This is a genomic window from Tenacibaculum sp. TC6, from assembly GCF_050606265.1.
In the GTDB taxonomy this organism is placed as follows: domain Bacteria; phylum Bacteroidota; class Bacteroidia; order Flavobacteriales; family Flavobacteriaceae; genus Polaribacter.
In genome coordinates this window covers 1-12878 of sequence record NZ_JBOCUK010000018.1, presented here as the reverse complement: position 1 = coordinate 12878, position 12878 = coordinate 1, and the positions used below count along the sequence as shown (strand labels likewise).

General features: G+C 31.8%; 10 protein-coding genes. 7 read left to right on the top strand and 3 right to left on the bottom strand.

Annotated features, from left to right (window positions below; translation table 11 throughout):
• Positions 1 to 8: 8 nt before the first annotated feature.
• The gene (locus ACQY1Q_RS10830) at positions 9 to 1073 is read right to left on the bottom strand and encodes a DUF3810 domain-containing protein (RefSeq protein ID WP_431005336.1); all 1065 of its coding nucleotides are present in this window, start codon (positions 1071 to 1073) and stop codon (positions 9 to 11) included.
• A 128-nt stretch (positions 1074 to 1201) separates the two neighbouring features.
• Between ACQY1Q_RS10830 and dnaB the strand changes: the two genes are divergently transcribed.
• Complete coding sequence (dnaB, locus tag ACQY1Q_RS10825) at positions 1202 to 2731, top strand: replicative DNA helicase (RefSeq protein ID WP_431005335.1); 1530 nt, start codon at positions 1202 to 1204, stop codon at positions 2729 to 2731.
• A 71-nt stretch (positions 2732 to 2802) separates the two neighbouring features.
• The gene (locus ACQY1Q_RS10820; RefSeq protein ID WP_431005334.1) at positions 2803 to 4062 is read left to right on the top strand and encodes an asparagine synthetase B; all 1260 of its coding nucleotides are present in this window, start codon (positions 2803 to 2805) and stop codon (positions 4060 to 4062) included.
• Here the strand turns inward: ACQY1Q_RS10820 and ACQY1Q_RS10815 are convergent.
• Positions 4059 to 5762, bottom strand: a complete 1704-nt coding sequence (locus ACQY1Q_RS10815; protein WP_431005333.1) for a helix-turn-helix domain-containing protein — start codon at positions 5760 to 5762, stop codon at positions 4059 to 4061. The genes ACQY1Q_RS10820 and ACQY1Q_RS10815 overlap by 4 nt on opposite strands.
• 317 nt (positions 5763 to 6079) lie before the next feature.
• Here ACQY1Q_RS10815 and ACQY1Q_RS10810 point away from each other — a divergent pair, with 317 nt between their 5' ends.
• Together ACQY1Q_RS10810 and bshA are read left to right on the top strand one after the other, a co-directional pair.
• Entirely contained in the window at positions 6080 to 6925 is an 846-nt protein-coding gene (locus ACQY1Q_RS10810) for a transketolase (protein ID WP_431005332.1), read from the top strand.
• Positions 6926 to 7044: 119 nt separating this feature from the next.
• Positions 7045 to 8178, top strand: coding sequence for an N-acetyl-alpha-D-glucosaminyl L-malate synthase BshA (gene bshA / locus ACQY1Q_RS10805; RefSeq protein ID WP_431005331.1), 1134 nt, complete (start codon positions 7045 to 7047; stop codon positions 8176 to 8178).
• Positions 8179 to 8211: 33 nt separating this feature from the next.
• On the opposite strand, the gene aroB is transcribed toward bshA, so the two are convergent.
• A complete protein-coding gene (aroB, locus tag ACQY1Q_RS10800) occupies positions 8212 to 9270 on the bottom strand; it encodes a 3-dehydroquinate synthase (RefSeq protein WP_431005330.1) in 1059 nt (352 codons plus the stop codon).
• 104 nt (positions 9271 to 9374) lie between these two features.
• On the opposite strand from aroB, the gene ACQY1Q_RS10795 reads away from it, so the two are divergent.
• The 3 genes from ACQY1Q_RS10795 (at position 9375) to typA (ending at position 12736) form a co-directional block, all read left to right on the top strand.
• Positions 9375 to 10538 carry a proline dehydrogenase family protein gene (locus ACQY1Q_RS10795; RefSeq protein ID WP_431005329.1) on the top strand — a complete coding sequence of 388 codons (1164 nt, stop codon included), beginning with the start codon at positions 9375 to 9377 and terminating at the stop codon, positions 10536 to 10538.
• Positions 10538 to 10843 carry an LETM1 domain-containing protein gene (locus ACQY1Q_RS10790; protein WP_431005328.1) on the top strand — a complete coding sequence of 102 codons (306 nt, stop codon included), beginning with the start codon at positions 10538 to 10540 and terminating at the stop codon, positions 10841 to 10843. The genes ACQY1Q_RS10795 and ACQY1Q_RS10790 overlap by 1 nt, the downstream gene beginning before the upstream one ends.
• A gap of 120 nt (positions 10844 to 10963) precedes the next feature.
• On the top strand, positions 10964 to 12736 hold the full coding sequence (gene typA / locus ACQY1Q_RS10785; RefSeq protein WP_431005327.1) for a translational GTPase TypA: 1773 nt from the start codon (positions 10964 to 10966) through the stop codon (positions 12734 to 12736).
• Positions 12737 to 12878: the final 142 nt, after the last annotated feature.

Below are 12878 nucleotides of genomic sequence, written 5' to 3'. Positions count from 1 at the left end.
AGAAATTATTAATTTTTAAAATAAGCAATAAGCAAATCTACTACATAACTGTAAGAGTTAATACCATTAACTTGATTGTTTGCTTTTAAATAAGAGTTATACCCTTTTTTAAAATAAGGTTCTATAGGGTTGTCATATTGTTTCCAATGCAAATAGCTGCTTTTATAATCTTTAAAAACACCTTTATGCACACTCTTTTTAAGCTCAGAGGCTAGTTGTTTATCACGTTTTTGAAGTTCATTAATACAATATTGAAAAGCCATACGATACCCCGCATATTTAAAATACCGATCCTTATTATAAATAGAAGCTAAAAAACCTACAAAATTAGCATCATTTTCCGCAGCCCAACCAATTTGATGAGCCATTTCATGGCAAGTTGTAGTTGGATATCCTGTTTTGGGAATTTGATAGTTAACTTGAGCTTCTCCGGTGATAGGATTTAAATACCCTGACGTTCCGTTGTATGATTGTACTACACTTACTATAGAGCTTTTGATAGAAGGAATAGTATAACTTAATTGCGGGTAAATTTTGGCTAACTCCTTAAAACCTTCAGGTGCCATTTTATATATATCACCGGAAGAATACGGAACCTGAACTTCTAAAGTATCATTTTTAGTAATGTTTAGATGACTTTCATTTAAAAGCAATACAATTTTTTGCGTAGTGGTATAGAGTTGCTCAGTTGTGTATTCAGATTGTTGCAACCCTAAATTTTTAGCCAAAGGCTCTCTGAAATAATTGAATCCCCAAAAAGCATAGAAACTAAAAAATAGCACCGATAAAAAAGCTGTAAAATGAAGTATTGTGTATCCAAAATGTTTAAATTTAGTAACACATAGTGTATATAACTTTTTGAGGCCTATAAAAATTAAAATAAAACCTAGAACATCACCAAAAGAAAACGGAATCCATCCCAAAAGGAATCTTACTATTTTTGAAATAACAGGAAAAATACCATTACTGTAATAACGCTCAATCCATTGAGGTTTTTGGCTTAAAAATTGCACTAATAAGTATTGAATAGGCAATAAAATAACAAGAAAAATAGTTCTTTTAGAGTGCTTCATGGCCATCAAAAATAAGAAAGATATAACGTTATCAACAAGTTAATAACAGTTTTGTTTACAAAAAATGTGTAAAAAGAAAATTGGAGGGAGTTTTATAAATATCATCTTAAAAAATTACATTTGCCACTATGGAAAGAATGCAATCAGTTAGAGGTACAAAAATAGATAAATCACGTATTATTAATTTAGAGAAAGGAAAGTTGCCACCACAAGCTTTAGACTTAGAAGAAGCAGTGTTGGGAGCTATGATGATTGATAAAAAAGGGATAGATACGGTAATTGATATTTTACACCCTGAGGCATTTTATGATAAGCGTCATCAAGAAATTTATGAGGCTATTTATACACTATTCCAAAATTCAGAACCTATAGATTTATTATCCGTATCCAACCAATTAAGAAAAAGTGCAAAACTGGAATTAGTTGGAGGTGATTTTTATCTGATAAGTTTAACCCAAAAAGTAGCATCTTCTGCTCATATAGAGTTTCATTCAAGAATTATACTTGAGAAGTTCATCAAAAGAAAATTAATTACTATTTCATCTGAAATAATAGAAAATTCATACGATGAAACTGCTGATGTATTTGATTTATTAGATGATGCGGAAAGCAAGTTATTTGAAGTAACTCAAGGAAACCTAAAAAAAGGAGCGGAAAGAGCAGACTCATTAGTACAGCAGTCGATTAATAAAATCCAGGAAATTTCTACTAAAGAAGGAATGAGTGGGTTAGCAACAGGATTTACAAAGCTAGATGCATTAACTTCCGGATGGCAACCTACCGATTTAATTATTATTGCAGCTCGTCCGGGTATGGGTAAAACAGCGTTTGTAATTTCGATGGCAAAAAATATGGCTATTGAATTTAACCATGCAGTGGCTGTTTTCTCTCTAGAGATGTCTTCTGTACAGTTAATAACACGTATGATTTCTTCGGAAACAGGGTTAACTTCTGAAAAATTACGTAAAGGAAATTTAGAACCACACGAATGGGAGCAGTTAAACGTAAAGGTTAAAAAACTGTCTGATGCTCCTATTTTTATAGATGATACTCCGGCATTATCAATTTTCGATTTAAGAGCCAAAGCCCGCCGTTTAGTTTCTCAGCATAATGTAAGAATATTAATTATAGATTACTTACAGTTAATGACAGCCGGAGGAGCAGGAGGAGGAAACCGTGAACAAGAAATTTCTACTATTTCACGTAACTTAAAAGCTTTAGCAAAAGAATTAAATGTTCCGGTAATAGCATTATCACAGTTATCACGTTCGGTAGAAACCCGTGGAGGAAGTAAACGTCCTTTATTATCTGATCTTCGTGAATCCGGAGCTATTGAGCAAGATGCCGATATTGTATCGTTTATCTTTAGACCGGAATATTATGGTATGACAGAATGGGATGACGATGATCATTCACCATGTGAAGGACAAGGAGAATTTATTGTAGCAAAACACCGTAACGGTGGATTGGATAATATTCGTTTAAAATTTACAGGACATTTAGCCAAATTCTCAGATTTGGAAGAAGGATTCAGTAGCGAGTTTCAATCAAGTATGAATTCCGGATTTAATGATGAAATAGCATCCAATAATTTTGCTTCACCGGAAGATGCTTTCGGTCCGGCAGATGATATGGGAATGGATGATGTACCTTTTTAAAAACTAAATAACTCTTAAAAAGATATAAATACACAATTATACCAGTATAATTGTGTATTTTAGTTTTTACCATGAAAAAAATAATTTATACACTACTGTTTTTAGTATTCTCTAACTCACTTTGGGCTACTTTTATATACTTGCCTATGAGTCATGATAACCAAAAGAATCATTTAAAAGCGTATGGTATTGTTTATTATGCGCTACAAAATGGATTAAAAGCAAAATGGTTGCTGAATTATGACGGAGGAGCATTTTTAATTGAAAATAATGAGGATGTTGAAAGAGAGTGTAAAATAAGAGGGGTTTCCTATCAAATTGTTTCTGATGCAAAATCACAAATTATTTTAGAAGGAATCTCTTCACCTTCAAAAAACCAAGAAGCAGTACTGTTAGAAAAAGCACCCAAAATAGCCGTATATTCTCCTAAAGATAAAATGCCTTGGGATGATGCTGTAACCATGGTATTAACGTATGCTGAAATTCCGTTTGATGTGATATATGATGAAGAAGTATTGAATGATAAATTATTACTGTACGAATGGCTTCATTTACATCATGAAGATTTTACAGGGCAATATGGGCGTTTTTATGGAGCGTATCGTACGGCGCCTTGGTATATTCAGCAAAAAAAGGAAGCCGAGGCATTAGCATCAAAATTAGGGTATACGAAAGTATCGGTTGAAAAAGGAGAAGTAGCAAAAAAAATAAGAAATTATGTAGTAGGCGGAGGTTTTATGTTTGCCATGTGTTCTGCAACTGATAGTTTTGATATAGCATTGGCGGCAGATGGAGTAGATATTTGTGAAAGCATGTTTGATGGAGATCCGTCGGAACCTAATTATCAATCAAAAATAGATTTTACTAAAACTTTTGCTTTTAAAGATTTTGAGTTGGTTCGTAATCCAACTACCTATGAATTCTCTTCTATTGATATGACAACAAAGAGAAGAATTAATAAAGAAACCGATTATTTTACGCTTAAAGAGTTTTCTGCTAAATGGGATCAAGTACCTACGATGTTAACTCAAAATCATACCCAATTAGTAAAGGGATTTATGGGGCAAACCACTTCTTTTGACCGATCAACTATAAAATCTACTGTTATGATATTGGGAGATAGTAAAATGAACGGTGAAGCCCGTTATATACACGGAGTAAAAGGTAAAGGAATGTTTACGTTTTACGGAGGGCATGATCCGGAAGATTATCAACATAGAGTGGGCGACCCGAAAACAGAGTTGGATTTGCATCCAACATCACCGGGTTATCGATTGATTCTTAATAATGTATTATTTCCGGCCGCTAAAAAGAAAAAACAAAAAACCTAATTGATATCAACCTTATCCAATTCTTTAATAAAATATGAGGGTCTAAGCTCCGTATACTTATAAAAAGCTTTTGAAAATGACTCTGCATTTTTAAAGCCTACCTCATTTGCAATTGCTTTAATTGTATATTTTCTCCATAAAGGATCTTTTTTCAGTCGATGAACAGCGTACTCAATTCTGAGTTTATTCATATAATTTGAAAAAGAACTGTTTTTGTATTGATTAATTACTTTAGATAAATAATTAGCATTGGTATTTAGTTCAGAAGCTAACGTTTGAAGATTGATAGCACTATCTAAAAAAATCTCATTTTGTTCAAAAGCAGCTAAACGTTGCAAGATAGGCTGGGCTATTTCATCAGAAATTAAAGTTTGACTTTTTGAATTCTCAGTGCTTTTATTAATAACGGGCAAATTACTTTTAAAGTTCTCTTGATTAATTAGTGTTAAGAAACGTTTTTTATAGTCTCTTTTTTTTCTAATTTGATATCCAATAATGCCTAAAAAAGTTAAAAGTAATATTACGTAAATAAATTGGTTTCTTTTTGATTTAGTTTCTAATGCTTCAACTATTCGTTTACGTTCAGCTAATAAATTAGGAATATCAAACTCATTAGTAAACGTTTCTTGAATTTTGTTTTTTTCTGTAAGTTCAAACTCTTTAATTTCTAGAAGTTTGTTGATGTATTCTAATTGTTTATAAGTGTTATTCTTATTTTCATAATAATTAATTAAAAAAATAAAACTTTTTTTAACAAATGGATGCTTTATTGAATGTTTATCATAAATTGAGTCAGTTTTAAGATGATACTTGAGAGAGTTTTGTATATCTCTTAAATATTCAAAAGTTTCTCCAATATAAGCATAAATTTTTGTTAATCCATAGATGTTTTCATCATCTTTATACCCTTTGATAGAACTAATGAAACTTGTAGCAGCATCTTTATAATTACCTTTTTTATATTGAATTACACCATTAATATATTTATTAAAGGATAAAAAAGTAGTGTCTTTTAAATTCTTATAAATTGTTGTGTTTTTTTTATTATAATAACTAGCGGAGTCTAAGTTGTCTAGTTTAGTATAAATTAAAGAAATATTTCCTAGTAAGGACAAGAAATCATCATTAGCATAGAAAAGGTTGTTTTTATCTACAAGTGTATAACAATTTTTATAGTACTTAAGAGCTTCCCTTTTTTTTCCTACAGAAGATTTAATTAGCCCAGTTAGAAAAAGACGAATAGCATTTATACTATCATTATTTTTAATATTAATGTATTTTTTAGCCTCGACAAGTTCGTTTAAAGCTAGGCTGTTTATCCTTTTTTGAAAGAAAAACCGAGCTTTTCTTAAATAAATTGCAGCAGGAAAATTTTTTGAAGGTTTCTTTTTACAAACTTCAATTAATGAATCACAAAATCTTAGATAGATAGAATCATTATTCTTTATATCGGCTAATTTATATTTACCGTTAAGCATCTCCATAGTATCTTTTTCTTTTAATGCTTTAAAGTATTCAGCCTTTGAATAAACTATACATTTAAGAGTATCCGGTTTACAAGCATAAAAAAGGCTGTCAAGCTCATGAAAACTTTTTAGAGTTAAAGAGTCGGGAATATTGAACTTATCTTGTGCATTTATAATGGAGTTTAGAGAAAAAAATAAACTAAGTATAAGTAGTACCTTTTTATAAACAAGCATAAAACAATTATTTTTTTCAAAGCTACGTTTTTTTCGATTAAAAACTGGAATAGTTATGTGCTTGATTTATAGATTTACTTCAGTTTTTAGTAGTCGATTTTCATGAAAATCGACTATAAGGTTTTGCGTACACTTTTAATAATTAGGTTCTTTGAGGCACGTAAAAAGGGTTCAACTCATTATATAGTTACAACGGGAAAATTAAACGAAAAAGAAAGTGTAAACAAATGAACCCTTTTGTTTTTATAAGAAATAAAAAAAGTAATTGCTCATTCTTTTTTAAACAATTACATTTGTCGCTATAAAACTAAACAAGAATGCCAACAACACAACAACTTCAAGATTTTACGCAACAAGTTCGCAGAGATATTGTTCGTATGGTTCATGCTGTAGATTCAGGTCACCCGGGTGGTTCATTAGGATGTGCTGAGTTTTTTACATGCTTGTACCAAGAAATCATGGATTACGCTACTGATTTTTCTATGGATGGGAAAAATGAAGATTTATTTTTCTTGTCTAACGGACATATATCACCAGTATATTATAGCGTTTTAGCTCGTAGTGGTTTCTTTCCTGTTGCTGAATTAGCAACATTTAGAAAGTTAAATACTCGTTTACAAGGACATCCAACAACACATGAGCATTTACCGGGTATTCGTATTGCTTCTGGGTCTTTAGGACAAGGAATGAGTGTGGCTATAGGAGCAGCTGAAGCTAAAAAGTTAAATGGAGATACTAAAACAGTATATTCATTACATGGTGACGGAGAGTTACAAGAAGGTCAAATATGGGAAGCTGCTATGTATGCAGCAGCTAAAAAAGTTGATAACTTAATTTCAACTGTAGATGTTAATGAAAAGCAAATTGACGGTACTACAGATGAAGTATTAGCTATGGGAAGTTTAAAAGCTAAATTTGAGGCTTTTGGATGGGATGTAGTTGAAATACAAAAAGGAAATAATGTAGAAGCTATTTTAGAAGGAATGGCTGAAGCAAAATCTCGTACCGGAAAAGGAAAACCTGTATGTGTATTATTATATACTGAAATGGGTAATGGAGTAGATTTTATGATGCATACACATGCTTGGCATGGTAAAGCACCTAATGATGAACAATTAGAGGCAGCTTTAGCGCAAAACCCGGAAACATTAGGAGATTACTAAATGTTTAAAATAAAAAATAGACAACGCCATTGCTAATACCAATGGCGTTTTTTTGTGATTTTTTTTAGAAATAAACGTAAATTTACGTCATAAACCCTTATTAAAATAACCTTGAAAATATGAAAATAGGTATTGTGTGTTACCCTACGTTTGGAGGTAGTGGTGTAGTAGCAACTGAATTAGGAATGGCTCTGGCAGATAAAGGACATGAGGTACATTTCATAACATACAATCAACCGGTAAGATTGGATTTTATTTCTCACAGATTACATTTTCATGAAGTAGTTTTAGAAGAATACCCTTTATTTGAATATCAACCTTACGAACTGGCATTATCAAGTAAAATGGTAGAAATAGTACAAAAATACCAACTGGAAGTATTACATGTACATTATGCAATTCCACATGCCTATGCAGCTTATATGGCTAAAAAAATGTTGTTAGATAAAGGAATTAATGTTAAAGTGGTTACAACCTTACACGGAACAGATATTACTTTGGTAGGAAGCCATCCAACTTATAAAACAGCAGTAGAGTTTAGTATTAATAAATCAGATGAAGTTACAGCCGTATCACAAAGTTTGAAGGATGATACATTAAGATTATTCAATATTGAAAAAGATATTAAAGTAGTTTATAATTTTATTGATGGTCAAAAATATGCTAAAGCACAAAATGACGAATGTAAGAGAAGTGCTTTGGCGCAGGAGCATGAGCGTATTTTGACACATATAAGTAACTTTAGACCTGTAAAAAGAACAGATGATGTCATAAAAATTTTCCATAAAGTTCAAAAAAAAATACCGTCTAAGTTATTAATGGTGGGTGACGGCCCCGAACGTTTAAAGGCCGAAAACTTGGTTAAAGAATTAAAGTTAGAAGACAAAGTCTTATTTATGGGAAATAGCAATGAAGTAGCAAAAATATTGTGTTATACGGATGTGTTTTTACTTCCTTCAAAAACAGAAAGTTTCGGATTGGCAGCTTTAGAGGCAATGGCAGCAGGAACAGCAGTTATATCAACTAATTCAGGTGGATTACCGGAAGTTAATATAGATGGAGTTACCGGTTTTTTAAGTGACGTTGGGGATGTTGAAGATATGGCAAAAAACGCAGTTCACATTTTAAAGAGTGACGCCGTACTAAATGAATTTAAAATGAATGCAAAAGAACATACTAGGCTATTTTCGTTAGATACAATTTTACCTCAGTATGAATCCATTTATAAAAAGTGTTATACTGTAATTGTATAATGTAACAATATAGAGTTTACAGTTTTATGCTAATTAATTAGCATAAAACTGTAAACTTTCTTTTATAAGCTCTAAAGGAACTTTACAATCAATTTTAAAATCTTCGTAGTTATTTAGTAAAACAAAATTAATGTTGCCTCCTATATTTTTCTTATCATGCTTCATAAGATCAATAATAGTATTAAAATCTTCTGTAACTAAATTAGCTTTTCCGTAAATAGTGATAATTGCCTTTTTAATTTCAGTTACTTGATCAAACGGAAAACCTAAAACTTTGCTCGACAAGTAAGCTTCACATACCATACCAATGGCAATAGCTTCACCATGAGTTAAGTTATCTTTATGGGGGCTGTCTAAGAAATAAGATTCAACTCCATGTCCAATAGTATGGCCCCAGTTTAAAACTTTTCTAATATTTTTTTCTTTAGGGTCAGCTAAAACAACTTCATTTTTAATTTCTATAGAACGATGAATCAAATCAATAATATTAAGACTAGGATTATCTTTAATCTGGTTAAACAGATTAAGATCATGAGTCATTCCATATTTTATAATTTCAGCAGTACCCGAACGGATTTCACGAGCAGAAACAGTATGTAAATACTCCGGGTCAATAACAATCATTTCAGGATTAGCAAATACTCCAATCTGATTCTTCAAAACTCCTAAATCGACTCCGGTTTTCCCTCCGACAGAAGCATCTACCATGCTAAGTAATGTAGTAGGAATATTAATAAAGTCAATTCCACGTTTAAAAGTAGAAGCAACAAAACCACCTAAATCAGTAATAACTCCACCACCTAGTGTAATAAGTAAACTTTTTCTATCAGCTCCTAATTCTGTCATAACATTCCATACACCAACACAAGTTTCAATATTTTTATAAACTTCACCGGGGTTTATTTGAATTATTTCAATGGATTTATCAGTAGCAAATAATTGCATAAACCTAGGGTAGCAGTGTTCTAACGTATTATCATCAACTAAAATAAAAATAGAAGAATAGTTGTTGTTAACTATGGTTTTAGCTAATTCTTCATATGCTTTTTCCTCGAAGTGAATAGGGTAGGTTACCGCTTGTATAGATGTCATTTTTTATTATTTAATGAAGCCGCAAAATAAATAGAAAAAATTGAAATATATCATACCAGACGCCTATATTTGTTTCCCAAATTAATAATAACATTACTTGGTTGATGAAACTATTTGACAACACAGAAACAGCATTTAAATTAAAATCAGACTCTGAATTAGAAAGAGCGTACTTTTTATTTAAAATGATTCAAAGCCAACCTATGGTTCGTATAGGTACTGCGGTAACAAATTTTGCTTTAAAAGCACATTTACCTGTAGAAGGTTTAATTAGAGCGACTGTATTTGACCATTTTTGTGGAGGTGTAACAGAAGATGATTGTTTACCAAACATTGAAAAAATGTACGAAATAGGTAATGTTCATAGTATTTTAGATTATTCTGTTGAAGGAAAAGAAGATGAAGCTCAATTTGATGATGCTTTACGAATGACCTTAAAAACAATTGATTTTGCAGCAGAAAAAAAAGCAATTCCTTTTGCCGTTTTTAAACCAACAGGGTTTGGTCGTTTTGCGATATATCAAAAAATAACTGAAGGAGAAGATTTAACAGCAAATGAAAAAGTTGAATGGGAAAAAATAGTTGAACGTTTTCATAAAGTATGTAGAGCGGCGGCAGAAAAAAATGTTCCTTTATTAGTTGATGCTGAAGAGAGTTGGATGCAAGATGCTGCAGATGATTTAGTAGAAGAACTTATGGAGACTTATAATAAAGAGAAAGCAATCATATTTAATACCTTACAAATGTATCGCCATGATAGAATGGATTATTTGAGAGGGTTACATCAAAGAGCTCACCAAAAAGGATTTCATATAGGAATGAAAGTCGTTCGTGGTGCTTATATGGAAAAAGAAAGAGCAAGAGCTGAAGAGAAAGGCTATGAATCTCCTATATGTGCAAATAAAAAGGCCACAGATGATAACTATAATGAGGCTATCACCTATATGATGGAGCATAAAAACATGGCTATTTTTGCAGGAACTCATAATGAAGATAGTTCATATTTACTAATGGATTTAGCTGAAAAACATAATATAGAAGCTAATGACAGAAGAATGTGGTTCGGACAGTTATATGGAATGAGTGATCATATAAGTTTTAATTTAGCTAAAGAAGGATATAATGTAGCTAAATATGTACCGTTTGGCCCTGTACGAGACGTAATGCCTTACTTAATACGTAGAGCAGAAGAAAATACTTCGGTTGCTGGGCAAACATCAAGAGAGTTGAATCTGTTAAAAGTAGAAAAAGCACGTCGTAAGCTTTAATGACTACCGTTGAAGAAATAAAAGAAGCTATTCAAATAAATAAAAAACGATTAGCTAAAGAACTTCAAGAAAGTAAGGAGTTAATTTTTTTAATAAAAAAATCATTAACCACCTCTTTAACTGATGAAGAAAAAAAGAAGGTTAAAGATCAAACCTTAGATATTTGTAAGGCTATTCCTGCGTTTACTGTTTTTATGTTACCGGGAGGAGCCTTACTTTTACCTCTTCTTATTAAATTAATTCCGGATATACTTCCCAGTGCTTTTCGTGAAGATGATAGCGAATTAGATAAAGAAAAAGAGTAAGTTTACCTTTTGTTTTCTAGTTGATTATAAGGGTTACAGGATTTTTTTTATTCATAATTCAAAATCTGTAATTTATTACATAATAATATACTACTTTTGCGCCAAATTTAATGTAGCAAAATGCAGTCAATTAGAAACATCGCTATTATAGCACACGTTGACCACGGTAAAACCACCTTGGTTGATAAAATTATAGATCAGGCTAAAATTTTAGATGAGCGTAAAGAACGTACAGATTTATTATTAGATAATAACGATTTAGAACGTGAACGTGGTATTACCATTTTATCTAAAAACGTATCCGTAAATTACAAAGGTGTAAAAATTAATGTTATCGATACTCCTGGGCACGCCGACTTTGGAGGTGAGGTAGAGCGTGTACTTAAAATGGCCGACGGTGTTTTACTACTTGTAGATGCTTTTGAAGGACCAATGCCACAAACTCGTTTTGTATTAGGAAAAGCAATTGAATTAGGATTAACTCCTATAGTTGTGGTAAATAAAGTAGATAAAGAAAACTGTACCCCTGATTTAGTACATGAAAAAGTTTTCGATTTAATGTTTGCTTTAGAAGCCAATGAAGAACAATTAGATTTTACTACTATTTACGGTTCAGCTAAGAATGGATGGATGAGTACTGATTGGAATCAACCAACAACAGACATTATTCCTTTATTAGATGCTGTTTTAGAAACCATTCCGGAGGCGCCTTATAGAGAAGGATCACCACAAATGCAAATTACTTCATTAGATTATTCTTCATTTAAAGGAAGAATTGCTATCGGACGTGTTTATCGTGGCGATTTAGAAAAGAATAAAGATTATATGCTTTGTAAAGCTGATGGTACGACTAAAAAAGTACGTATTAAAGAATTACACGTCTTTGAAGGAATGGGTAAAGCTGAAGCAGAAAAAGTACGTAGTGGAGATATTTGTGCAGTTACCGGTTTAGATGATTTTGAAATTGGAGATACAATTGCAGATTTAGAAGCACCAGAAGCATTACCAAGAATAGAAGTTGATAAGCCAACAATGAGCATGTTATTTACCATTAATAACTCTCCGTTCTATGGTAAAGAAGGTAAATATGTAACATCTCGTCATTTACGTGACCGTTTATATAAAGAAACTGAGAAAAACTTAGCTTTAAGAGTAGAAGATACCGATACAGAAGATAAATTCAACGTTTTCGGGCGAGGAATACTACATTTATCTGTATTAATTGAAACTATGCGTCGTGAAGGTTATGAATTACAGGTTGGGCGTCCGCAAGTAATTTTTAAAGAAATAGACGGAGTAAAATGTGAGCCTTATGAAACTTTAGTAATAGATGTTCCGGAAGATTTAGCTAGTAAAGCCATTAACTTGGTAACAATGCGTAAGGGAGATTTATTAGTAATGGAGCCAAAAGGAGACTTACAACATTTAGAATTTGATATTCCTTCAAGAGGATTGATAGGTTTACGTAATAAACTATTAACAGCAACTCAAGGAGAAGCTATTATAAACCACCGTTTACGTGGTTATGATGCGTATAAAGGAGAGTTTTCTGATATTGTAAACGGAGCCATTATTTCTTCTGAAGCAGGTAAAGCAACAGCTTATGCGATTGACCGTTTACAAGATAGAGGTAAATTCTTTATTGATCCTAACCAAGAAATCTATAAAGGTCAGGTTGTTGGAGAAAATGCAAAACAAGATGATTTAGCTGTAAACTTAATTAAAGGTAAGAAGTTAACTAACGTACGTGCATCAGGTTCTGATGACGGGGTTAAAATTGCTCCGAAAATTGATATGTCATTAGAAGAATGTATGGAATACATTAAAGACGATGAGTATTTAGAAGTAACTCCTGAAAGTTTACGTATGCGTAAAATAAACTTTGTAAAATAAGAAAAACACATTCTTAATTATAAAAAGAAAACCACCTGATATCAGGTGGTTTTTTTATGAATAAACTGTCCCGTCCTGAAATAGCGTTACACTAAAAATTAAGTGTCATGAAAAACAAACATGTAAAACGTACTCAAAAAGA